The sequence below is a fragment of the Gilvimarinus xylanilyticus genome, assembly GCF_024195295.1.
GTDB classification, from domain to species: domain Bacteria; phylum Pseudomonadota; class Gammaproteobacteria; order Pseudomonadales; family Cellvibrionaceae; genus Gilvimarinus; species Gilvimarinus xylanilyticus.
This window is the reverse complement of record NZ_JAMFTH010000002.1, coordinates 181,614-202,954: the sequence shown is the minus strand read 5'-3', so window position 1 is coordinate 202,954 and position 21,341 is coordinate 181,614. Positions and strand designations below refer to the sequence as shown.

Below are 21,341 nucleotides of genomic sequence, written 5' to 3'. Positions count from 1 at the left end.
TTTATAGCTTCAATAAGGAATAAATAATATGTTCAGCAAAAAGGATGTAAAAGATTACTTGGAAATAAAGCGGGAAATTCGGGCCAATGGTTATGCGCTTTTGGCGGTTATGGGTTCTTGTTTTATTTTTGCCGCGCTGGGTAAAGAGGTTCTGGGTGTTTTGCCCGGTTCCTTGGCTATTATCGGTGTGTTTGTGGGGTTGCAGGCGATTTCTTATTTTACGTCTAAGTTGGGCGCGGGGCGGGCCTGTGAGTTGCTGGATAAATCGATTCATTCTGATCCGGATGCGGTGCGGTATTTGGCTGAGTTAAAAGAGAAGCGAAATCAATGACTGTGCATAGTGGCTCCTGTTTATGCGGCGCGGTTACGTTTGATGTCAAAGGTGATTTTGACAGTTTTTATATCTGCCACTGCCGCTATTGCCAGAAGGGGACAGGCTCTGCTTTTGCGGCTAATTTATTTGTACCTGCTGGAGCTCTTACCTGGCTGAGCGGTAAAGAGACCGTAACGAGTTTTACGCTACCGAGTACGGCGCACCGCAAGAGCTTTTGCAATGTCTGTGGTTCGGCGGTGCCGGGAGTGGAGGATAGTGGCGATGTGTTGGTCCCTGCCGGTTGTCTGGATACGGAAGTGGTAATCCCGCCTACTGCGAATATTTTTAACGCCAGTCGCGCTCGGTGGGAGGCTGATATTGCAGCGGCTCCCGCTTTTGACGCCTTGCCTGAGTCCTAAAGTTCATGATAACGATCACGGCCGTTGGTTTGGCTATATAAATCGATTTATACTGACAGGACGCTAATTGAACAGCGCGAAGTTTCATGGAGGATGGTGATGCGACTGTGTTTAATATTTTTAATCTTTCTAGGTGTGCCTGCCGCCGCGCAGTTGTATCAGTGGACCGATGAAAACGGTCGAACCCACTACAGTGATAAACCACCACCGGGGCAGCAGGCTGAGGCGCCGGTATCAAGTCCCTCTGCCGCGTCTACGTCTGCAAACGAACCAACGCTTGTTTCTCGCCCGGCGATAGACCCCGACGATATTGCCTATAGCCGCCCGGCCTATAGCGAAACCTTGTATTTGCGCCATTTACTGCGCACGGGTGAGTACTCGCAACTTAACAATGTGTTGCAGGCGGGCCTAGAGGCTGTCGAGCGAGATAACAGTCAGGACTTTGCGCTGCGAACGGCGTATTACGCCTTTAAAGTCCCTACCAACGAAATGCTGCAAGCGTTAAATGCCTGGGTCGCCGCTTCCCCCGAGAGCTACCAAGCCTACATAGCCAGAGCCATGTGTCGCTATGCGCGTGGCTGGAGCGAGCGCGGCAATCGTTTTATCAGCGATACCAGCCGCGATCAGATTGCGGGAATGGAGCGAGAGTTTGCCCACGCTTACGAAGATGTGGAACAGGCACTGGCACTCAATAACCGGGCGATTGTGGCTTACTATCTGATTACTGCGCTGGGCAGGTCGGGCAGTGATCAGGAAAAAGCTTATAGTGCTTTGGTCAAAGCAAACTACCAGTACCCCCAAAACTATATAGTGCGACGGGGCTATATTCTGGGGCTGTCGCCGCGTTGGGGAGGCTCGTGGCAAGAGATTCAGGATTTTGTCGCAGAGGTACCTGTACAAGACACGGGTAACCCCAAGTTAAAAGAGTTGGCAGGCTACGAAAGTTTTGAGAAAGGCGCTCTGCTTTACCTTGATAAGGAGTATCAGGCTGCTATTGAGGCGTTTGATCAGTCGCTGGAGTCTGGCCCCAACCCTGTGGCTTATGCATACCGGGGTAGAGCCTACTACCGGCTTGATAAAGATCGGCTGGCGATTGATGATCTCACCAAGGCCATTTATCTGCGGCCCGACTATGCCGATCAGTACTATTGGCGCTCTCAGGCGCTTTATTATTTTGGTCGTTACGCCGATGCCTTGGCGGATATAGAACGCGCTTACGCCCTGGACCCCACGGATGAATATATACAGAAGTTTCGCCAGCGGCTTTTTCGCAATTACGGCCATCCCGAGCTGAAGAATGCTGATAACGGCTTGGCGCAGGCAATGATCGAGAAAGAGGTGCCCAAATACGATGTGGAAAACCAATTCAAACAAGGCTTGGCGTACTTGGCTTTACGCGAAAATGAAGCCGCCGAGGCCGTGTTTAGACGTTTAACCCAGTTAAAACCCGAAAATATGGAATACGCCCGCTGGCTGGATTTTGCATTGTTTCGCCAGGCGAGGTTGGATGACATCGTCGCTTTTTGGGACGACGTTATCGCGCGCTACCCGGACAATGCCGTGGCCTATTCCGAGCGTGCCGGTACTTTCTACCACCTGGAACAATACTATCGCGCGCTGGACAGTGCGCGTATGGCAGAGAAGCTGGGCGACCCTGAGGCCGCCGAATTTATCGAGCGCTTGGTGGCGTTGACGACCCGTCCAGAGTCGGGAGGCGGCTAACGGACACCGCCGCGGGAACTTAAGGTTGCTGTCGAGTTCGAAACGAACTGCGAATAACACAAAGACAGGGAGTTATTATGCGTAAAATTGCCTTATTGGCGTTGTCGCTGTGCGTGTCGGGCTGTGGCTCGGTGACTACGGTTGGCTCGTCGGATTACAGCGTCGCCGCCAACTTAGAGCGCAAAGACACCTATTGCTCGTCCATCCCGCGAATGTACAGCGGGGTCGCGTTTGATTTTTGCTCGCTGCACGCGCCTTCGAAAGGCGCCAACCTGAATTGGTTTGCGGGTTATTACCTGGTTGATGGTATTGCCTCGGCGGTGGTGGATACGCTGTTGCTGCCCTATACCGGCTACCAGCAATACACCGAGGGAAGTCTTGATTTAGAGTGATGACGTAGCCCGGATGCGCAAAGAAACCGGGGGTAAAACCGCCCTTGGGCGCCTCCGGCACGGGGTTTAAAAATACGCAAAATAAAGATAGACAAAGGCAAACATTCCCTATACAGTGCCAGTCAGCTAGAAATTGACCACTCGTTAGATCCGCCTTCGAAGTTGTACTTGTAACACCTCGTCCTGCAGTTTTAAAGATACGTCTAGATTTTTTGCTACTCCTGCCTGGTTTGCTATGGTTAGCAGGCGCAAGGCGCTTATTTTTTTGATTACAGGATATTGTTATGTCTACAGTTCAAGGAACCGTTAAGTGGTTCAACGAAGCAAAAGGTTTTGGTTTTATCGAGCAAGAGTCTGGTCCAGACGTTTTTGCTCACTTCAGCGCCATTTCTGGTTCTGGCTTCAAAACTCTGGCCGAAGGCCAGCGCGTTGAGTTCACCGTAACTCAAGGCCAAAAAGGTCCTCAGGCTGAGAATATTGTTGCTGTTTAAGTAACCTTATTTTGCCAGACCTAAAAAGCAAACCTTCGGGTTTGCTTTTTTTATGCCTGCTACTTTTTAAGAGATAGGGAGTTAAGCGGTAGGGGGCTCTTCTTCTATATCGGCGCCGCTTTTCTTGGCCTGCCGGCGCCAGTGACGCCGAGCCAGTTCCTGCATATCGCGGGTCTTATCGTTTTCATCCACAATTTCCCGCCCCAGCAGGGTTTCCAGCACGTCTTCCAGGGTAATAATGCCCTGCACATCGCCAAACTCGGTGACCACCAGAATCATATGGGTCTTTTTGCGTAAAAACTCCTCCAGCGCCTGGGTAAGTGGCATGGCATCCAGCAGGGCAGGTAACTCGCGGCGGTAGTCTTGCAATGGCATTTGGGTGTCGCCTTTGGCCTGGGCGATTAACAGGTCGCTGAGCAGTACCACCCCGGTAATATTGTCCGGGTCGTCGGCGTAGACCGGAATGCGAGAGAAGGGAATGGTTTTATGGCGGGCAAAAAAATCCTCTACGCCGTGCTCCTGGTCTTCGCTAAACAGTACGGTGCGCGGGGTCATGGCTTCGCGGATGGTGGTGTTGCGAAGCGCCAGCAGGTTTTTGACCACTAGGCTTTCGTTTTCATCCAGGTGCCCCTCGGCGCTGCTAATATCGGCGGCAATGGCCAGCTCTTGGCGGTCCAGTCCGGTGCCGGCGCGCTCGCCTCGGGTGATCAGTTTGGTTAATAACTCCGACATTAGAATAAACGGGTAGAGCAGTTTGATTAGGTAGTGCAGGCCATAGGCGGTAAAGGGGGCGAGCCCCCGCCAGTAATAGGCGCCCAGGGTTTTGGGGATAATTTCGGACAGCACCAGAATAAGCAGCGTGAGTACAGCCGAGAATACGCCCAGGTAGGCGTTACCGAATACGATGGTTGCCTGTGCCCCGGCGCCGGCGGCGCCAATGGTGTGGGCGATGGTGTTGAGGGTAAGAATGGCCGCCAGGGGGCGCTCGACGTCTTTGGTGAGCTCGGCCAATAGCTTGCCTGAGCGTTTGCCGCTTTGCTCCAGCAGTGACGAGTAGGCCGAATTGACGCTGAGCAGCACCGCCTCGGCCACCGAGCACAAAAACGACACGCCCAGCGCCAGAGCGATATAAAGAATTAACAGTGTCATTGATCAGCCTCCGGGGGCTGGTGGGTGAACTGTGTTTAACGGTATAGTTTTCGTTTTCCCAATCATACAAGGTTCGGGGCCTTTAATGGGATGATAGCCTTTAAAGTACCCCTTGCCCCGCGTCATTATTGCAAGGAGATAGTTATGTGGAAACAATCGATTGCCGCGTTAGTCCTGGCGAGCAGCTGCTATGCCAGTGCCGACAGCTTTACTTTAAGCAGCCCCGCCGTGAGTGACGGTGGCACCTTAACCTCGGCTCAGGTGTTTAGCGGTTTTGGTTGCAGCGGCGAGAATGTCTCGCCCGCACTGAACTGGTCCGGCGCGCCCGAGGGCACCCAAAGCTACGCTTTAACCGTGTACGACCCGGACGCGCCCACCGGCTCGGGCTGGTGGCACTGGCAGGTAATTAATATCCCCGCCGAGGTCCAATCGCTACCCACGGGCGCGGGCACCGAGTCCGGCAATAACTTGCCCGAGAGCGCTCAACAGGGGCCGTCTGATTACGGCGTAAAAGCCTTTGGCGGCGCCTGCCCACCCGAAGGCGACGAGCCGCACCGCTATGAATTTACCCTGTATGCGCTGGGCACCGACACCCTGCAAGTGCCCGAAAACGCCAGCGCCGCGCTGATTGGTTTTATGATTAACGCCAATAAAATCGGCGAGGCCAGCTTTACCGCGATGTATGGAAGGTAAGTTGTTTTTAGCGTCAGACGTCCGACGTCTGACGCGAACATCAAAACTCCGGCAATTCATCCCGGGTAATCACTAACTCATGCTCATACACATGCTTTTTATGAGCGTCAGTGTTGTAGTACTCGCCGGTCCAGAAGTTGTTTGAGTGGTCGTCCATGGTGTCCAGGGCGCCGTCGTTCCACACCATAAACCAGAGCCACCAGGCATTGTCAGCGGCCATGGCGTCTGGGTCGGGGATGTTGCTGTTCTCACTTAAGGCGACCATTTTTTCCCGGTGGGGATAGGCCTTGGTGACCTCGTATAAAGTTTTTTGCGATTCGTAATTGCGCTCGCCGTCGTAGATATCGGTGCTGACAATATCCACTACGTCGTCACCCGGATACCAGATGGCGTTTTGCCCGTTCCACACCCAGATTAAATTATCCAGGCCGTGGTGCTCGGTTAAACGTTGGAACATATAGCGCCACAGCAGAGTTTGCGCGTAGCCTGCAGGGACACCGTCGGTGCGTGCGCGGCCCCACCAGAACCAGCCACCGGCGGCTTCGTGTAGCGGGCGCCACAGCACCGGCACGCCGGCGTTTTCCAGTTTTTGCAGCTCGCCGGCGATCAGGTCCACGTCTCGCTCAAGCGCGGTAAAGGCTTCGCTGGTGGTGTCCAGCTCGCCGTTGGCCACGGGAATGGTAAAGGCGGCGTTTTTGCTCGCATCGTCTTGGCTGGCGTAAAAGTTTTTGGTCTCACCCGATGGGTCGCGCCAGTGCCAGGCAAAAGTCACCAGGCCACCCTGGTTCCAGTACTCAATCGCCTCTTCGGTTTGGGTCAGGCCAGAGCCATAGGTGTAGGCCCCGTAGTTCATAAAATCGTAGCCCATAATCGCCGGGGATTTGCCGGTATCGTCCAATACCCGCTGGTGCATGTCCACGTCGTCTGCCCAGGTCAGGTCCATTTGGCCGCTCAGCATTTTTTCGCCCCAAATGCTGTGCAGGTAAGTAAATACCTGTTGCGCCGTTTCACTGGCCTCGGGGGTGACCAACTCAGGGCTCAGGCTGGTTTGGGTTTTGGCGCTGTTGCCCGGGCAAAAGTTCCGGGCGATGCAGACCTGGTTGCCGTTTATCTGCCAATCGCTGTCGCCGCTGTCGCAGTAAGCGATTTCCTCGGCGCCCACTTTGCAGTGGTCAAATTCTCCAATGCCCGGATCGGCCGCCGATTGATATACCACACAGTTGTGGCTGTTCTCCCAGCCCCAGCCGTTATCGGCCTCGCTGTAGCGACAGTAGGGCGTGCCGTTACTGGCGGCGTTGGGGATGATCGCGGTAAGGCTACTGCCAGCGGACGAGGTGTTTGAGGACGCGCTGCTTGAGCTGCCCTCACTGCTGGCCACGCTGGAAGATGAACTGATAGCGGAGGTGCTGGATTGACTGCTATTGCCCGAGGTGGTGGGCGCGCTGCCACCACCGCTGCTGCCACAGGCACTTAGGCCCAGGGCTGCCCATGCCAGGGCCACTGCGCGGATTAGGTTTGTTCTCATCATTATTCTCTCATGGCGCCGAACGCTGCCGGCCTTTTATTATCGGTGTCATGGTTGTCGAAGTGTAACCGATTACAGCTGCCGGCTCAATTCTTCTATTCGGGCGGTTGAGGCATTCCTTTATGGATAATATAGCTGGCGTTTCACCGCGTTTGGGGTAATGATTAGCGGCCCGCGCCAGCGGTTTTCAGGGAACATAAGGAAATTGATGATGAAACAATATGCAGCGGAATTTGTGGGAACATTTTGGTTAGTGTTAGGTGGTTGCGGCAGTGCCGTATTAGCGGCGGCCTTTCCCGATGTGGGGATTGGTTTGCTGGGGGTTTCGTTAGCGTTTGGTTTAACGGTGCTCACGATGGCATTCGCCATTGGCCATATATCCGGTTGTCATTTAAATCCGGCGGTCTCGTTTGGCCTTTGGGCGGGTGGGCGCTTTCCGGCCTCGCAGCTCGCGCCCTATATTATTGCCCAAGTGTTGGGCGGCATTGTGGCCGGGGCGGTGCTTTACGTTATCGCCAGCGGCCAGGCGGGCTTTGATGTGAGTGCCGGTTTCGCCTCCAATGGTTATGGCGAGCACTCCCCCGGCGGTTATAGTTTTACCGCCGCGCTGGTATGTGAAGTGGTTATGACCATGATGTTTTTGGTTGTGATTATGGGCGCGACCGACAAACGCGCTCCGGCGGGCTTGGCGCATATTGCCATTGGTTTGTGTTTAACGCTGATTCACTTGATCAGCATTCCTGTGACTAACACTTCGGTAAACCCCGCGCGCAGTACCGGTGTCGCGGTATTTGTGGGGGATTGGGCGGTGGCGCAGCTGTGGTTGTTTTGGGTGGCGCCTATTGTCGGCGGGGTCCTGGGCGCTCTGGTTTATCGGTTTATCGGCAAAGAAGAAGCCAGCCGTTAACTCATTGGGCCCCCGGCGCTCGCCGGGCTGTCATTTACCTGTCACCGGCATTGCGGATACTCCTGCTTTTATTCGCAGGAGTAGTCAGATGCCAGATGTATCCAGGCGCGGTTTTATTCGCAATGGTCTGTTCGGTTTGGGTGGGCTGTATGTCACCACGGCGCTGTCCGGTTGTGGCAGCGATGACGATGATTCGCTCGGTTTTGGAAGCTTTGAGCATGGTGTCGCCTCGGGCGACCCGCTGGCCGATAGTGTGATTTTGTGGACGCGCGTTACGCCCGCTGATTCCGGCGCCGAGAGTGTTCGTTTAAGCTGGGAGGTATCTGACAGCGCCGACTTTACAACTTTACTGGCCCAGGGCTCGGGTGAGGCGCACATTGCCCGCGACTTTACCGTCAAGGTGGACGTTCGCGATTTAAACCCAGATGCCCATTACTATTATCGCTTCCGCACCGCCGCAGCGGTTTCTCCTGTGGGTAAAACCCGCACCCTGCCGGATTTAACCAGCGAGCATTTAAAGCTGGCGGTGGTGTCCTGCTCTAACTATCCCGCCGGTTACTTCCATGTCTATGGCGAGCTGGCCCAGCGCGATCTGGATTTAGTGTTGCATTTGGGGGATTACATTTACGAGTATGGCCCCGGCGGTTACGCTTCAGAGCAGGCCGCCGCTATGGGCCGCGAGTCGCAGCCCGCCAACGAGCTTTTCGCTTTGGATGATTACCGCGCCCGCTACGCCCAGTACCGTAGCGATGCCGACCTGCAGGCGGTGCACGCCAGCGCGCCCTTTTTGGTGGTGTGGGACGACCATGAAATCGCCAACGACACCTACATTGGCGGCGCCGAAAACCATAACGAAGGCGAGGGCGACTTTAACGAGCGCAAGCTGGCCGCCATGCGCGCTTACTTTGAGTGGCTGCCCATTCGTCCGCTGGATGCGGCCAGCGATGAAGATTTGGCCATGCCCTCCAGTATTTACCGCCAGTTCGAGTGGGGCGATTTGGTTAATCTGCTGATGCTGGATACCCGCAACGAAGCGCGCGCCAAGCCCTTGGTGATGACCGACTACTTTGATGCCGGCACAGGCGCTTTCGATTTTGAAGGGCTCTTCGGGGATATCAACGATCCATCGCGGAGCTTGCTGGGGGCACAACAGTTGGATTGGTTGCGCTCGGCCATGGTCAGCTCCAGCGCCACTTGGCAGCTGCTGGGCCAGCAGGTACTGATGGGGCAGATGTACCTGCCCTTCGCCATCGCCACTCAACAGCTGGCGATACCCGAATACGCCGAGTTGGGCGTGCTGGCGCAACTGGCTGCTCGCGCCGAGGCGGGTGACCCCACCTTAACCGCTGACGAGCTGGCTTACCTGCAGGCCAATCAAAGTCGTCTAACGCCCGAGGTGTTGGCCCTGCTGCAGGCACCGGCGGTGCCTTACAACCTGGACGCCTGGGATGGCTACGGCGCTGCGCGCGAGGCGGTTTACGCTATCGCCCGCGAGGCCAACGCCCGTCTGGTGGTGTTAGCGGGCGATACCCACAACGCCTGGGCCAGTGAGTTGGCCAATGCCGAAGGCACGCCTGTGGGGGTGGAGCTGGCGACCTCGTCGGTTAGCTCGCCGGGGCTGGAGGAGTATTTGGCCATCCCGGCCTCCGCCTATGCGCAGACCGAGGAGGGTATTGTCGATATGGTGGCGGGACTTAAATACCTAAACGCCGGAGATCGCGGCTTTTTACTGCTGGATATAAACCGCGAGCGGGTAGAGGCCAAGTGGGAGTTTGTTTCGTCGATTAAAGAGGCGAGCTATCAATTGCAGTCCGGGCGCGCCCAGACAATGCAAGTGCTGTCGAGTAACTCCACAGCCCTTACTTGATTCTCTCCAGGCGCGGGCTTGAGCGTACTCGCTGGGAGTTGCCGCCGCGCTCCATGGTGCGCCTGGGATTGGCCTGGCGGTTGTAACGCGGGCTAGTCTCGGTGCGCGCCTTGGGCCGGCTTTGCAGGCGGTTGCTCGGTTCCAGGCGTTTGGTATTGCGCTCTATGTGCTTGGTACGCTGGGTATCGCGGTGAAACTGAGGGCTGCGTTTGATGGTGGTGGTTTCCCGTCGCACCGACTTGCCTTGGTCGCGACGCTCTAACCGAGGGTGACTGTCGCGATATACCCGTCGATTTTGTTCGGTGCGCTGGCGCAGTTGGCGCTCCAGACGCTGGCGATTATGGCTGTTGCCCAGATCGCGCTGCCGGTACGAGGGCGGCCGGCTGGAAGGCCCCGAGCGCCAGTGGCGGTAGTTTACATTGCGCCGATGGCGCGGATCGTGGCGCCAGTGTTGCACACCATTGTGGTAACCGTAGTGGCGGTGGCGATAGTGATAGTAAGGCCGCTGGTGGCTGATGATCAGAGTGCGCTGGCTCCAGTGAAAGCCGCCAAAGTAAAACCAATCCCCTACCGGGGCGGAAAAGCCCCAGTAAAAACCACCGCTGTAACGGGGCGGACGGGGCCAGTAAATCGGCGGATAACTGCTCCAACGCCAGTTTCCGTAGACCACCCGCGAGTCGTAATAGGGCACGTATACCACTTCGCGGCGGGTGGGCTGAATAATAATCTGGCGGTCTTCCACACTGGCCTGTTGGTGTTCCATCTCGGCCAGAGTGCCACTGTCCCAGGCCTGTTGGCGCAGCTGCTGCACCGCCGCCAGGGTAGCCTGTTCATCGGCTAAAAATGCTTCGCCCAACTCCTGGGTCCATAGTAAGTCCTCACTCATGCGTGAGAGTAGGTCGGGAAAAGGCAGCAGTGCTTTAACACTGGGGTCCCAGGGCTCGTCATCGGCGGCGTTTATCAGCTTTTCCGCGGCTAGGTGGTCGTGACTTTGATACCAGCGCTGGGCCTGAACAATTTCCAGCGGATAAGTCGATGCAATCAGTACATGGGTTAACACCGTGTCCGGGTAAAGTGCCACGGGCGCCAATAGTTGCTGACGACGCTCTTCGCTGAAGTCGTCGGCAAAAGTATTAAGGCTCACCCCAAACAGCAGGGTGAGCGCGAATAATGTGCGTGCCAGTCGATGGATCATAGTGGTCATTCTCTGCCTTGGGCTGTGCGCGCCGAGGGCCTTGGTGGCGTTATGTTGCCCCTGCGCGTTTCCGTAACCCATTGGACATCGTTTACCGATGTTTGCTCCTTACCCGATAGTCTAGCGATAAGTGCTGAATACTCCCTGAACAACTGGCCAATAAATACGCATATCAAAACCCGCGCTTATGGGAAATCTGTTTAAAGCCGACGTGGGGCTGTCGTCGCTGTTAGGTTAGGCTATGAAATTCCACAGAACAAATAACGGAGCATTTGTATGGATATTACCGCTATTATTATTTTTCTGCTTATCGGCGCACTGGCCGGATGGCTGGCAGGCCTGTTGATGAAAGGCCGTGGTTTTGGGCTGTTGGGCAATATCGTCGTAGGGATTGTAGGAGCCTTTATCGGCGGCTTTGTGTTTAGCTTGCTGGGTATTGCCGCGGGTGGCTTGATCGGGTCTATTATTACCGCAACCCTGGGGGCCATCATTTTACTCTTTTTAATATCGCTGATTAAAAAAGCGTAGCCGAAGGGCGCAGGTGTTGCGCCCGGGTAAAATCGCAGCCGGCGCCTGACGGGCTCCGGCTTTTTTGTGTTCAAAAAATAGTCAGTAACGCTCGAGCTGGGTTGCCTAAAGGGACTTGGGCAGGATTTTTAATGCTTTGGCAATTAATTGTGTGACAAGTGTAGATATTTGAAATATAAAGAGTTTTAGCGTCCCACTTGGGGTGGGATAAAGTGAGACTCGCCATGTTATCGCTCACCGTCAAAGTGGGACGACGGTTTTGAGCCGCGAGGTTGATATTGTCGGCGGTTCGAACGGCCCGGCACTTTTACTGGCCCGGCCGACAGCGACATAACAATAATGGTTTGAGGATCAGCTCATGAAAGCAAAGCAGAATTTCCAACGTAAACTTATCGCGTCCGCAGTTGCCTCTGCGGCAATGGCGGCGTTCAGCGCGAGCGCCTTGGCGCAGAATAGCCCCGCCCAGGCCGGTGAAGATCGGATGCTGGAAGAAGTTGTTGTCACCGGTATTCGCGCCAGTCTCGAGCGCTCGATGGATATGAAGCGAGACACCAGTGGTGTGGTGGATGCCATCTCAGCCGAAGACATCGGTAAGTTCCCGGACACCAACCTGGCCGAATCGTTGCAACGTATTACCGGTGTGTCCATCAGCCGTGAAAACGGTGAAGGCTCAAAGGTAACCGTACGCGGCCTCGGCCCAGACTTTAACTTGGTCACCCTTAATGGTCGGCAAATGCCGGGTGCGACCATTGGCGCCACTTATGCGTCTGGTTCGCGCTCGTTTGATTTTGGCAACCTCGCCTCGGAAGGGGTGCAGGCGGTAGAGGTGTTTAAAACCTCCCGCTCGGATGTGCCCTCGGGCGGTATGGGCGCTACCATTAACATTGTAACCCCCAAGCCTTTGGAAATTGATTCCAAAGCATCCATCGGTGTGAAAGGCGTTTGGGACGAGTCGGCGCCCGATTCTGAAATAACGCCCGAAATCTCCGGTATTTACAGCAACTCGTTCGCCGACGGCAAAATCGGCGTCGCGGTAACCGGCAGCTACCAAGAGCGTCAAGGCGGCTTCGCCAACGCCACCAATGGCGGCGGCTGGACGGGCGTTCCGGGCTCGGTAGTACAGGACTGGGGCGGCCAGGAAGGTGTCGACTTCTTATGGGGTGGTATCGACTTTTTGGGTGGCACCCACCGCAATCAGCCCGAAGATGGCGATGTATACGGCGTGCCCCAGCAGGTGGGTTACCAGTTTGGCGAGTTTGAGCGCACCCGCACCAACGGCCAGCTGACCTTACAGTTTGCCCCCACCGATGATTTGACCGCCACGGTGGATTACACCTACAGCGAAAATGAATTCTCGCAAACTTATCACGATTTGGGTGCTTGGTTTGGTTGGGGCGGTCAGGATACCGTCTTTACTGATAACCCTTCACCCGGCGTACAAACCCCCGAGCTTTACTCCGAGCGCGGCGAAAACGGTGACTTGACTATGGGTGTGGGGGTTGAGAAAACCCGCGCCGAAAACAACTCGATCGGTCTGAACATTGAGTGGAACCCCATTGAGCCACTGACCTTGTCGTTAGATGCTCACAGTTCTGAAGCAAAGCTGGGCCCCGACAGTCCCTACGGCAACAGTTCGGGTATTTCGGTGACCTCTTACTCGCGCGATCGCACCACGCTCAATACCCGCGGCGAGGTGCCTGGGCTGGTGCTTGATTTAACCAACAGCCAAGGTGGCTCGGACATTCTGCTGCAAGATCTACAGGTATCGGGCAGCTGGTTCCGCGAGAGCCACTCCGAACACAATATTAAACAAGTTCAGTTTGACGGTAACTGGGAGTTTAACGACCAGTTGAATGTTGACTTTGGTGTGGCCTGGACCGAGGGCGAGTTTAACTCTGGCTTCTCCGATAACCTACGCGATACCTGGGGAGGTTTGGGCTCGCCCGGTGATGTTCCCGAAGAGTTCTTTACCGCGGCGACCATTAAGGATCATTTCTCAGGCTCCTTTGGCCAAACCAGCCAGGAAGAAATCAGCTATTTGGGCGGTAGCAACACCGAAGTGATTAACCAGCGCTGGGAAGCCGACTTTTATAAACTGCGCGATTTCGCCTCGGAAAACTATCGTGACGGCAACGGCAAAGCCAGCTGCCCCGATGGTTCAACCTGGTACTGCTCGGCCGAGCCGGACACCTTCCAGCAGATTATCGAGACTACCAACAGTGCCTTTGTGCAAGCCAACTTTACCACCGATATCGGTAGCATGGCCTTCTACGCCAATGCGGGCTTGCGCTACGAAGAAACCGAAGTTGCGGCCCCCTATACAGCGTTTGATTATCAGCCGCTGCGCTGGGTTTCTAATAACGAAATCTATATGCGTCCGGTAGATGGCAGTGCACGCACGGTTGATGCTGAAGGCAGTTACGACTTTATTTTGCCATCACTGGACTTGCGTTTAGATGTATTGGAAAACCTGACCGTTCGAGCCTCTTACAGCGAGAGCATTGCTCGTCCGGATTGGCTGCAATTGGTGGGTGATAGCTACAACGAGCAGGCCGGTCTTGAAGGCGTGAGTGCATCGGCGGGTAACCCGGCGCTGGAACCCTATCAGTCAGATAATATTGACCTGTCGCTAGAGTGGTACTATGACGATGCAAGCTACGCATCGGTCGGGTATTTCCGTAAAAACGTGTCTAAGTTTATTAGTTCTACCACTGACACAGTTGATGGACCTCTGGAAAATACCCCCAACCCGGCAGATCCCGATGGCTTGCGTGCTCAGGCGGCAATTGATTCGGGTATAGCGCCCAGCGACGCCGGCGCTATTCGCCAGTATATTTATGACAACTTTGCTGATCCGAACACCGCGTATATGGATGCTAACGACAATCTTATTATCGTCGGTATTCCTGGGGAAGATCCTAACGCAACGGTTAATTACAACACCTTCTTTAATTCAGATCGTGAAGTAACTATTGATGGTATTGAGGCCAATATTCAGCACACCTTTGGTGAGACTGGCTTTGGTGTTATTGCCAACTACACCATGGTGGATGAAAACATCGGTTATGATCTGATGGATCTAGGCGCGGCTCAGACACCTATTACCGGTTTAAGTGATACGGCTAATCTAGTGGCTTTCTACGACAAGCATGGTTTGCAAGCACGTATTGCCTACAATTGGCGTGATAGCTTCCTGGCGGCGGTAGGCCAAGGTGGCTTGTACAATAGTCCTTTGTTTGTAGATGAGTACAGTCAGATCGATATGAACGTCAGCTACGATCTTACCGATAATTTGTCGGTATTCTTCGAAGGTTTAAATCTGACCGAAGAAAATGGCCGTAACTATAGCCGCAGTACTAATCAGATTGTGGGTTACTACGAAGGTTACGCACGCTACAATATTGGCGCGCGCTATACTTTCTAAGCGATTAGCTCAGCGACTCATCGGCCCCAGTGGTCGGTGGGGCGCTTTGCTTACGACAATGCCTGGCCTGCGCCGGGCATTGTCGTAAGTAAATATAAAACGTCATAAAAATAATAGCAGCGTTAGCCGTGTGACTGGCGCTTTTATCTAATCATAAACAGGTGCGTTTATGTCTTTCTCTGCGGCCGTAGATAACCGGCAGTCAGGCATTGATATCAGTGCGTTTCTGGCCAGCAGGCCGATGCAGCCAGTGCTATTGCCCCGGCTAGTCTCTTACTGGCAGATTGTCCAAAAAGCCGAGCAAAGCGTGCCGGAGTATTTTGACTATTTGCGTGGCTTTGATCAAAGGGCTGTATTCCAAGCCATGATTGCCCGGCCCGAAGAGCGTGGCCGTATCTTCTACCGGCGCGACTTTAAAGCTTTTAACTTTACCCGCATGAACGGCTATTTGACGGACGCTCTGGAATATCTAGCATCTCAGCAGAATAATTCCAAAAGCCCGACCTTTTATCTGGGGGCCAACTCAATCGCTGACTATCTTCCGGGCTTAGAAAAATATTGCCGGTTATCGGGCATTCCCGAGTCTGCCGTTTCCAATATATGGCTGGGGAACCGCGTAGTTGTGCCAACTCATAACGACAAAAATGATAATGTCGCTTGTGTGGTGTCCGGGCGCCGCCGTTTTACCTTGTTCGCGCCCGAGCAAGAGCCCAATTTGTATATCGCCCAGTTGCCGCAAACTCCGGCGGGCCGACCTGTTAGCCGGGTGGATGTTGCTCAGCCCGATCTACAAACATACCCTCGGTACGCCACTGCCCAGGCACAGGCCCTTACCTATACCCTGACGCCGGGAGACGCGCTGTATATTCCTAAAAACTGGTGGCACAACGTGGAATCCTTGGATGATGTCAACACACTGGTTAATTTTTGGTGGTAGGCTTGTCCCTAAGACATAACGATAAGAGGCCAGTATGAAGCCGGGTGTCAATAAAATTGTGATTGCCGGTGGCGGCACCGCCGGATGGATGTCTGCCGCTTTGCTCAGTAAAGCTTTTGCGGCGACCAAAGAAATCGTGCTGGTGGAGTCCGATGCTATTCCCACCGTGGGGGTAGGCGAAGCTACCGTGCCGCCTTTACAGCTGTTTCACGAGTTTTTAGACGTTAACGAGCGTGAATTTATGCGTGCCACCGATGCCACTTTTAAATTGGGCATTGAGTTTGAAAACTGGCGCGAGCCCGGTCACAAGTATATGCACGCCTTCGGGCACTTCGGAAAAGACAGTTGGCACTGTCGTTTTTTTAACTATTGGCTGGCCGCCGCTCGCGACAAAGGCAGCGCCGATTTTGAAAACTACTGCCTGGAATTAACGGCGGCGCGGCAAAATAAATTCACTATTATGGCCAATCGGCAGGTTCAATACGCGTACCACCTGGACGCCGGTAAATACGCCCAGTGTTTACGCACTTTTAGTGAAACCTTAGGCGTTAAACGGATGGCCGGCAACATCGGTGAGGTTAAACTGAACCCGGATAGTGGTCACATTGAAGCACTGCAGCTTGAAAGTGGTGAGGTGGTTGAAGGCGATTTTTTTATCGATTGCACCGGGGCCCGCGCATTGCTTATTGAGGGCGCTCTGCATACCGGCTTTGAGGATTGGAGTCATTGGTTGCCGTCCGACAGCGCCTACGCTGTGCAAACCGAACGCTCGGGTGAAATTCCGCCCTATACGCGCTCTATAGCCAACCACTCCGGTTGGCAGTGGCGTATCCCCTTGCAATCGCGTCGGGGCAATGGTCATGTCTTTTGCAGCGCGTTTACCTCGGATCAGGCGGCGCTGGATTTAATGATCGATAGTCTGGATGCCAAGCCCATTAATGAGCCGCGGTTAATCCGTTTTAAAACAGGTGCACGGCGTAAGCAGTGGCATAAGAACTGTGTTGCTTTGGGCTTGTCCAGTGGGTTTTTAGAGCCTTTGGAATCCACCAGTATTCATTTAATACAACGCAATTTAATGCGTTTGATTCAGTGGTTTCCCTCCGATCAAATTAACCCGGCCGAGGTGGACGAGTTTAACCGTCAGGCGCGCGAAGACACGGAAGCGATACGTGATTTTATAATTATGCATTACAAAGTGCATAACCGTCGTGATTCGGACTTCTGGCGTCACTGCAGCGGTATGGACGTGCCGGATGATTTGAGTCACCGAATCGAGTTGTTTAAAAGCTCGGCCAAGGTGTTTAAACGTTCTTACGAGTTATTTGGCGAAGAGTCCTGGATTCAGGTACTTTGGGGACAGGGCCTGATGCCCGAGCACCATCATCCCTTTGTCGATACTATTTCCGAGCAAGAGCTTTATCAGACACTGGATGAGTTGCGAAGCACCATTCGCCGTCAGGTGAGTGATATGCCCAGTCACGGCGATTTTGTTGGGCGTTATTGCAACGCTAACCTGAGTAACCATTAAAAGCCCCGTTCTAAAGCGCCCGAACCTTGTTTCGATACCGGTCTGCGGTGGCGAGATTTTTAAAGGGCAATTCTGGATTAATAGAGGTGCCCTAAAGTAATTCTTGGCGTAACCGTCCCAGTTTTATAAGGTGGGACACATAAAGTCGGAGGCTACGCAATACTGCAAGGGTGGATGTATGGGCAACCGGGCAACCGGATTACGTTCACGGATTGGACAGTTTGGGCATAGCGCTCAGTCAGGTACTGTCAATGCGAGTCTTGGGACAGGTCCCTTTTATCTGACTCTCCTTTCAGCCCTCCCATTCGGGAGGGCTTTTTTAGCCTCAATTTGGTGTCAGCTTTAAGAGCTGGCATAAGCTTGTTCTGCGTTCTGCGTTCTGCGTTCTGCGTTCTGCGTTCTGCGTTCTGCGTTCTGCGTTTCACCCCTCGCCGTTCACCGCTCCACTAGCCTGCTTGCGATACTCGGACGGCGACATGCCCACCAGCCGTTTAAAAAACCGATGAAAGGCCGATTTACTGTTAAAGCCCGCCTCCAGCAGAATATCCAATATCGTCATATTGCTGTGGGCCGGATCGGTTAGCAGGCGCTTGGCTTCCTCTACCCGGTAGGAGTTCATAAATTCGAAAAAGTTGGTGCCAAAGTGCTTGTTAATCACCCCAGAGACGTCGCGCACGGGTAAGTCGATGCGGTTGGAAAACTCTTCAATATTGAGGTTTTGCTCCAGGTACAGTCGGTCCCGCTCCATGCCCTGGCGCACCTTATTAATGGCGCTATCGTCCGGCTGTTCGGGAGCGGGCTCTTTTACCGCCATAGGTTTAGTGGTCAGTACTCGGTGGGCGTAGGCGGCACTGTAGGCAAACAAACCATTAATCAGAACAAAGATAACGTAGTTTTCCGATATCCCTAAGTAGTTGGACATTTGCTCCGAAACAAACTGGGCGCTGATATGCACAAACAGCGAAAAGCCCCAGCTGAGCAAAAAGCCGATGGTGAGCACGCTGAGCCAGCCGGGCTCGCTAGTGGAAATGGATGAATACTGATCTTTCAGGGACTGGTAATAGCGACGCACCAGATATACCGAGGCCAAGCCGTACAAAAACGGAATGACTTTGGTGCTGTGCCAGAGAAAGTTAACCACGGCGGTGGACGTGTCCGTTTGGGTCTCGCCGCGCCAGCGCAGGGCATCGCTGTCCAGACCAAAAGCCAACAGTAGCGCCCAGGCGATACCCAATGGGGCCAAATGCAATAGGTGTGAGCGCTTGAGCTTAAATTCCTGCTCGGTTAGTGAGGCCACATAAAAGTACAGGGCAGGCCCTTTGAGAAGGGTGGCTAGCATAAGCAGGTAGGGAATAATTTTTAAATCAAAAAAATCGGTGGTGTGCACCATGTCGTTCCACAGCAGCAACACACAGGCGCTATGAATGCTGGTGGAAAGTAAAAAGGCGATTAGCATATTGCTGGACAGGTGACGACCGGTAGGCAGTGCCCATTGAAACAGCGCCAGCATGATGCACTCGATGATCGTCATAAACAGCACGACATCGTGGAAATTAAAAATATAGGCTTCCATAAATAAAAAAATAGTCTCGGTTCGGGTAAAAGCTCAAGGTTCCGGGTATTTACCACCTGGCTAGAGGGTATAGCTGTAGGCCTTGGGGCGCAGCGGAACGATCAGGTATTGAGCAATTTATTGTTTTAATGAGCCTCTGGGACTCGCCCGGCGGTGGCTTAGTGCAAATCAAAGGCTGTTAGTATAAGCGATTCGTCGCTACAGGCAATTATCCGCGTCCCGAATTAGGGACAGTAAAGGTGATTCTGATTACGCCCGGCCGCTTTGGCTTGGTACAGCGCTTCGTCTGCGTGGCGCATCATTTCCTGAACGCTGGGCTGCCATTGGGTATTTAGCACCTCGGCGATACCGCAGCATAAAGTGTGCGCTATGTCTTGACCAGCATAGTGCGTAGGGTTGGTAGAAAATTCGTGGCGAATGCGTTCGGCAATGCTCAGTGCACGCTCTTGGTCGGCGGCGCGCAATAATATAGCGAATTCTTCGCCGCCAAAGCGGGTCACCACATCTTCTTCCCGACAGTTGCGTTTTAATAACTGGCCCACTTCGCGCAACACTTGGTCACCGGCGTCATGACCATAGGTGTCGTTAATGATCTTAAAATAATCAAGATCAATCATTATCAGAAACGCCGGGCGGGTATCACGGCTGAATGTGTTGCTGTAGTGCTCAAAAGCGGTTTGCAGCAGGCGGCGGTTGCCCAGCTCTGTCAGGGGATCTTCGTTGGCCAGTGCCAGGGCTTTCTGGCGCTCCAGCTCTAGATTGACCAGCCAGGTTGCCATGCCAATCATTAAGAAAATCGTCTCCAGCATACTGGCCGATTGCGCCAACAGCAGTGGCGTCATACCCCAGGGAAGCCACGAGGTGGTCGCACTGATAATGCTGCTGATCAGGCCCGCCGCGTAAAGCAACCAGGCCAACAAACTCCACAGCGCGTACCCCAACCCCTGGCGCCAAACTAAGGCACTTGCCAGGGGAATGACCAGTGCCAGCAATATTAATAAAATAAACGATAGATATAATACGGGCTCGTAGAATCCTGCAAGTCGCAGAGCGATGCTTGCTAAAGCAAAAAATTGCAGGATTTGAAAAATCCGCAGTAGCGCTGAAGAGAAGCGTCTAAGCTGTAAAAAGCTCTTACTAAACTGGAGGGCAAAAAATACAAACCCCAGATAGCTCAGGTGGATACCTTCGTTGTGCCAGTATACGGCGTTGGGCCATAACCACTGATACCCCAGGCCATTTAATGGCAGCCACATTACTGCGCTCGATAGCAGAAACAGAGCGTAGTAAAGAGCGTTGATCTGGCGCAACATAACGGCGAATACCAGCGAAATTATAATTAAAATACCCAAGGCACCGTAAAAGGCGCCCATGGCGGCGTAATCGCGCTGTTGGATCGCGTTAAATTGCTGGGGTGTTAATAGTTGAAACCCCAAGGTGACCGAGTCGGTTTTCTGGTTGTAAGCCTGCAGGTAAACGTCCGTATTCGTGTGCGGGGCAAAGGTGAGGGGCGCGGTCAGGGTGCGGTATTCGACTGGTCGCTCGGAAAAGGGTTGGCGATCAGACAGGTGTAGTGCCTGGGGCGTCCCGTTGGCGTCCTGGTAAAAGACGTTTACGGTATCGAGGTAACTGGTCTGGCTGACCAAAAAACGCGTCTGTGGCTGGTCTGTACTATTATCGAAGGTAAAATGAACCCAGTGATCGCGGCGGCTGAGTCCCTGATTGGCCCGCTTTGCCGTCAGGGGTAGCCAGTTGCTGGAGGCCATGGCCTGCTCCAGGCTTAAGCGCTGATCGGCAAGCAGGTAGCGAGCCGGTGGCAGGCTTGCGTCGTGCTGTAAAGGTGGCGCGGAAAGGGCATAACCGGCGTCCAGCAACAGAGCGGCTAGCGCGAATGTCACACCCAGATATCCTGTCAGTGCTTTGAATGGTTGGTGTAAATAGAACACAAATAGAAACGCTGTTGGCGGTTAAAGTAGCATTAATGAAATCATAGACCATTTCGCCGAGCGGATACATGTTATAACTGCGTCTTTAAGATTTGAGGAGACAAATGATGAGCAAATTATGGTTGCTAGGGGCTTTTTTAGGGCTTTTGTGTGCGTGCAGCCCCGACTCTAACAAGACTGAGGTCGACGACTCGGCCGTTACCCAGGGAAAAACCACCACTGAGTCTTATGGCCCCGACAGTTGGAAGGCGATTATTCCTGATACCTGCGCCAGTTTTTTTGATGGCTGCAACACCTGTACCCGCGCCCCCGGCGCCGCTACGGCCGCCTGCACGCGCAAAGCGTGTATGCAGTACAAAGAGCCCCGTTGCCTGGACCAGGACGCTGCAAAAGCCGATGCGGAATTCTCCCAAATCAATTACCAATGCGCCGATGGTGAGACTTTTATCATTTTTCGCGGTGAGTATCGCGCAAGCGATATGCGGGTCAAGCTTGAAGAGAACGAAATTTGGTTGTCCAATACTCAGACCCGCACCGCTCACAGAATGAAGCGTGTTTCCAGTGCGTCTGGCGAGAAGTATTCCGACGGTGAAATCACCTTCTGGTCTAAAGGTGACGAAGCCTTAGTTCAAGAGGGTGAAAAAATACTGTATCGCGGCTGTCAGGTTAAGTCTTAAACCGCGATGATTGACTGAAACGGTAATGAGGTTTTTGCTCTAGCCCTTATTCTCG

General features: G+C 53.8%; 18 protein-coding genes. 13 read left to right on the top strand and 5 right to left on the bottom strand.

Annotated features, from left to right (window positions below; all coding sequences use genetic code 11):
• Positions 1 to 28 precede the first annotated feature (28 nt).
• The 5 genes from M6D89_RS09840 to M6D89_RS09820 all read left to right on the top strand — a co-directional run bounded on the left by M6D89_RS09840 (position 29) and on the right by M6D89_RS09820 (position 3,337).
• Complete coding sequence (locus tag M6D89_RS09840) at positions 29 to 331, top strand: hypothetical protein (RefSeq protein ID WP_253967894.1); 303 nt, start codon at positions 29 to 31, stop codon at positions 329 to 331.
• Positions 328 to 732 (top strand): GFA family protein, encoded by a 405-nt coding sequence (locus M6D89_RS09835; RefSeq protein ID WP_253967893.1) that lies wholly within the window; start codon positions 328 to 330, stop codon positions 730 to 732. Before M6D89_RS09840 ends, M6D89_RS09835 begins: the two co-directional genes overlap by 4 nt.
• A 99-nt stretch (positions 733 to 831) precedes the next feature.
• Complete coding sequence (locus M6D89_RS09830) at positions 832 to 2,454, top strand: DUF4124 domain-containing protein (RefSeq protein ID WP_253967892.1); 1,623 nt, start codon at positions 832 to 834, stop codon at positions 2,452 to 2,454.
• A 77-nt stretch (positions 2,455 to 2,531) separates the two neighbouring features.
• The gene (locus tag M6D89_RS09825) at positions 2,532 to 2,846 is read left to right on the top strand and encodes a YceK/YidQ family lipoprotein (protein WP_253967891.1); all 315 of its coding nucleotides are present in this window, start codon (positions 2,532 to 2,534) and stop codon (positions 2,844 to 2,846) included.
• Positions 2,847 to 3,130: 284 nt separating this feature from the next.
• Positions 3,131 to 3,337, top strand: a complete 207-nt coding sequence (locus tag M6D89_RS09820) for a cold-shock protein (RefSeq protein ID WP_020207706.1) — start codon at positions 3,131 to 3,133, stop codon at positions 3,335 to 3,337.
• A gap of 81 nt (positions 3,338 to 3,418) precedes the next feature.
• Here M6D89_RS09820 and M6D89_RS09815 read toward each other — a convergent pair whose 3' ends face one another.
• Positions 3,419 to 4,486, bottom strand: a complete 1,068-nt coding sequence (locus M6D89_RS09815; RefSeq protein WP_253967890.1) for a CNNM domain-containing protein — start codon at positions 4,484 to 4,486, stop codon at positions 3,419 to 3,421.
• Between the two features lie 144 nt (positions 4,487 to 4,630).
• Between M6D89_RS09815 and M6D89_RS09810 the strand changes: the two genes are divergently transcribed.
• Positions 4,631 to 5,179, top strand: coding sequence for a YbhB/YbcL family Raf kinase inhibitor-like protein (locus tag M6D89_RS09810; protein WP_253967889.1), 549 nt, complete (start codon positions 4,631 to 4,633; stop codon positions 5,177 to 5,179).
• Between the two features lie 40 nt (positions 5,180 to 5,219).
• Here M6D89_RS09810 and M6D89_RS09805 read toward each other — a convergent pair whose 3' ends face one another.
• Positions 5,220 to 6,707, bottom strand: coding sequence for a glycosyl hydrolase (locus M6D89_RS09805; RefSeq protein WP_253967888.1), 1,488 nt, complete (start codon positions 6,705 to 6,707; stop codon positions 5,220 to 5,222).
• A 205-nt stretch (positions 6,708 to 6,912) separates the two neighbouring features.
• On the opposite strand from M6D89_RS09805, the gene aqpZ reads away from it, so the two are divergent.
• Both aqpZ and M6D89_RS09795 read left to right on the top strand, forming a co-directional pair.
• A complete protein-coding gene (gene aqpZ, locus M6D89_RS09800; RefSeq protein ID WP_253967887.1) occupies positions 6,913 to 7,611 on the top strand; it encodes an aquaporin Z in 699 nt (232 codons plus the stop codon).
• A gap of 88 nt (positions 7,612 to 7,699) precedes the next feature.
• On the top strand, positions 7,700 to 9,478 hold the full coding sequence (locus M6D89_RS09795) for an alkaline phosphatase D family protein (protein WP_253967886.1): 1,779 nt from the start codon (positions 7,700 to 7,702) through the stop codon (positions 9,476 to 9,478).
• Here the strand turns inward: M6D89_RS09795 and M6D89_RS09790 are convergent.
• On the bottom strand, positions 9,471 to 10,673 hold the full coding sequence (locus tag M6D89_RS09790) for a DUF3300 domain-containing protein (RefSeq protein WP_253967885.1): 1,203 nt from the start codon (positions 10,671 to 10,673) through the stop codon (positions 9,471 to 9,473). The two genes, M6D89_RS09795 and M6D89_RS09790, sit on opposite strands and share 8 nt — an antisense overlap.
• 276 nt (positions 10,674 to 10,949) lie before the next feature.
• On the opposite strand from M6D89_RS09790, the gene M6D89_RS09785 reads away from it, so the two are divergent.
• From M6D89_RS09785 to M6D89_RS09770, 4 genes are all read left to right on the top strand, one after another.
• On the top strand, positions 10,950 to 11,201 hold the full coding sequence (locus tag M6D89_RS09785; RefSeq protein WP_253967884.1) for a GlsB/YeaQ/YmgE family stress response membrane protein: 252 nt from the start codon (positions 10,950 to 10,952) through the stop codon (positions 11,199 to 11,201).
• Positions 11,202 to 11,559: 358 nt separating this feature from the next.
• Complete coding sequence (locus M6D89_RS09780; protein ID WP_253967883.1) at positions 11,560 to 14,625, top strand: TonB-dependent receptor; 3,066 nt, start codon at positions 11,560 to 11,562, stop codon at positions 14,623 to 14,625.
• Between the two features lie 169 nt (positions 14,626 to 14,794).
• On the top strand, positions 14,795 to 15,562 hold the full coding sequence (locus M6D89_RS09775) for a cupin-like domain-containing protein (RefSeq protein WP_253967882.1): 768 nt from the start codon (positions 14,795 to 14,797) through the stop codon (positions 15,560 to 15,562).
• Positions 15,563 to 15,596: 34 nt separating this feature from the next.
• Positions 15,597 to 17,090 carry a tryptophan halogenase family protein gene (locus M6D89_RS09770; protein ID WP_253967881.1) on the top strand — a complete coding sequence of 498 codons (1,494 nt, stop codon included), beginning with the start codon at positions 15,597 to 15,599 and terminating at the stop codon, positions 17,088 to 17,090.
• A gap of 421 nt (positions 17,091 to 17,511) precedes the next feature.
• Here the strand turns inward: M6D89_RS09770 and M6D89_RS09765 are convergent, their stop codons facing one another.
• Positions 17,512 to 18,663 (bottom strand): helix-turn-helix domain-containing protein, encoded by a 1,152-nt coding sequence (locus M6D89_RS09765; protein ID WP_253967880.1) that lies wholly within the window; start codon positions 18,661 to 18,663, stop codon positions 17,512 to 17,514.
• Positions 18,664 to 18,887: 224 nt separating this feature from the next.
• Entirely contained in the window at positions 18,888 to 20,561 is a 1,674-nt protein-coding gene (locus tag M6D89_RS09760; protein ID WP_253967879.1) for a diguanylate cyclase, read from the bottom strand.
• A gap of 152 nt (positions 20,562 to 20,713) precedes the next feature.
• Between M6D89_RS09760 and M6D89_RS09755 the strand changes: the two genes are divergently transcribed.
• Positions 20,714 to 21,286 carry an MliC family protein gene (locus M6D89_RS09755; protein ID WP_253967878.1) on the top strand — a complete coding sequence of 191 codons (573 nt, stop codon included), beginning with the start codon at positions 20,714 to 20,716 and terminating at the stop codon, positions 21,284 to 21,286.
• The last annotated feature ends 55 nt before the right edge of the window (positions 21,287 to 21,341 follow it).

Coding starts and splice junctions, on each gene's coding strand:
- M6D89_RS09840 (WP_253967894.1), top strand. CDS start 29: ATGTTCAGCAAAAAGGATGTAAAAGATTACTTGGAAATAAAGCGGGAA.
- M6D89_RS09835 (WP_253967893.1), top strand. CDS start 328: ATGACTGTGCATAGTGGCTCCTGTTTATGCGGCGCGGTTACGTTTGAT.
- M6D89_RS09830 (WP_253967892.1), top strand. CDS start 832: ATGCGACTGTGTTTAATATTTTTAATCTTTCTAGGTGTGCCTGCCGCC.
- M6D89_RS09825 (WP_253967891.1), top strand. CDS start 2,532: ATGCGTAAAATTGCCTTATTGGCGTTGTCGCTGTGCGTGTCGGGCTGT.
- M6D89_RS09820 (WP_020207706.1), top strand. CDS start 3,131: ATGTCTACAGTTCAAGGAACCGTTAAGTGGTTCAACGAAGCAAAAGGT.
- M6D89_RS09815 (WP_253967890.1), bottom strand. CDS start 4,486: ATGACACTGTTAATTCTTTATATCGCTCTGGCGCTGGGCGTGTCGTTT.
- M6D89_RS09810 (WP_253967889.1), top strand. CDS start 4,631: ATGTGGAAACAATCGATTGCCGCGTTAGTCCTGGCGAGCAGCTGCTAT.
- M6D89_RS09805 (WP_253967888.1), bottom strand. CDS start 6,707: ATGATGAGAACAAACCTAATCCGCGCAGTGGCCCTGGCATGGGCAGCC.
- aqpZ (WP_253967887.1), top strand. CDS start 6,913: ATGATGAAACAATATGCAGCGGAATTTGTGGGAACATTTTGGTTAGTG.
- M6D89_RS09795 (WP_253967886.1), top strand. CDS start 7,700: ATGCCAGATGTATCCAGGCGCGGTTTTATTCGCAATGGTCTGTTCGGT.
- M6D89_RS09790 (WP_253967885.1), bottom strand. CDS start 10,673: ATGATCCATCGACTGGCACGCACATTATTCGCGCTCACCCTGCTGTTT.
- M6D89_RS09785 (WP_253967884.1), top strand. CDS start 10,950: ATGGATATTACCGCTATTATTATTTTTCTGCTTATCGGCGCACTGGCC.
- M6D89_RS09780 (WP_253967883.1), top strand. CDS start 11,560: ATGAAAGCAAAGCAGAATTTCCAACGTAAACTTATCGCGTCCGCAGTT.
- M6D89_RS09775 (WP_253967882.1), top strand. CDS start 14,795: ATGTCTTTCTCTGCGGCCGTAGATAACCGGCAGTCAGGCATTGATATC.
- M6D89_RS09770 (WP_253967881.1), top strand. CDS start 15,597: ATGAAGCCGGGTGTCAATAAAATTGTGATTGCCGGTGGCGGCACCGCC.
- M6D89_RS09765 (WP_253967880.1), bottom strand. CDS start 18,663: ATGGAAGCCTATATTTTTAATTTCCACGATGTCGTGCTGTTTATGACG.
- M6D89_RS09755 (WP_253967878.1), top strand. CDS start 20,714: ATGATGAGCAAATTATGGTTGCTAGGGGCTTTTTTAGGGCTTTTGTGT.